This is a genomic window from Vibrio sp. 1401, assembly GCF_033340295.1.
In genome coordinates, this window is record NZ_JAWOWF010000134.1 from 1 (window position 1) to 1,086 (window position 1,086).

Below are 1,086 nucleotides of genomic sequence, written 5' to 3' on the forward strand. Positions count from 1 at the left end.
ATGCCCCGTATCAATCTCTCACTTCTGTCCTTGATAACAATGACTGGCGAGAGGAGAGCGTGATTGGCGTGAAAGTGCAAGCGGAGGCAAAGCCAGAACCGTTGCCAGTGGTTTTGCTCGATAACCAAACCTTTCAAGGCAAAGTGGGTTATCTCGCATACCAAGTGGTTTCTGTCGGTCAGGATCCAATAACCTTAGCGCTTTTAGAATTGGGTTTCGTCGAAGGGCGGCGAACTCGTGATTCTTTACCAACCGTAACGACGTTGAAGAGCCCCACAAACGTAACCGGACGTTTGTATCGCAAATCAATGAATCCGTTAAGCTCAGAATTGATGCCAGAAATGGGAGAGGGGATTCGAGTCCAAAACCTCAATATTTCCGAGCTCAATGAGTTGTTAAATGTAGAGCTGATGCCGGCTGTGTTGCAGCCAGACAACCTAGAAAACTGGGCATATCCATTTCCTTGGAATCCACTTCCACTCACGAGCGCGAAGCATTTTGGGTATGCCGTACAGTGGTTTGTGATGGCTGGCGTGTTCTTACTGCTCACAATGGTTGTGTGTATTCGATGGTTTAGAAAAGCGGCATCACAAGGAGGTGAGGCATGACATCTCAAGTTACAAAAGGGCGGTTTGTGCTGATCGCACTGATTTGCTTATTCGCCTTACCAGCGATTGTTGCAAAGTTGATTTTGGCGCAAGGCTGGTACGAAACGGGCGTGACAAACCGAGGAAAGCTCATCGAACCGTACACAACGTTAGCGCAGTTAGGCCAATCTGCTCCATCGGCGGTGCACGGTTGGCAACTGGCTTATGTGGTGCCTGATTCTTGCGACAGCCAATGTCAAAGACAACTCTATTTACTCAAACAAAGCCATGTTGCTTTAGGCAAGTATCAAGAACGCGTTGTGCCAGTTTTGTGGACTTCTACAACATCAGACACGATAGAAATGCCGATGGAAACCATGGCGATGAATGAGAACGTGGCGGCAAAAGTGCAACAAGGGCAAGTGCTGATTGTGGACCCTCTGGGGCAACTGGTGATGTCGTACACCGCAGAGCCAAACGAAGATTTGGTCAAACTCAG

At 48.5% G+C, this 1,086-nt stretch carries 2 protein-coding genes; both read left to right on the top strand.

Translation table 11 applies throughout. The features are described from left to right. Positions 1-608 (top strand): SURF1 family protein (locus R7Z77_RS24080; RefSeq protein WP_318136889.1); only part of this gene is annotated, 608 nt, incomplete at its 5' end. After that, a partial coding sequence (locus R7Z77_RS24085) for a cytochrome oxidase biogenesis cluster protein (protein WP_318136890.1) occupies positions 605-1,086 on the top strand: 482 nt, incomplete at its 3' end. The genes R7Z77_RS24080 and R7Z77_RS24085, both read left to right, overlap by 4 nt.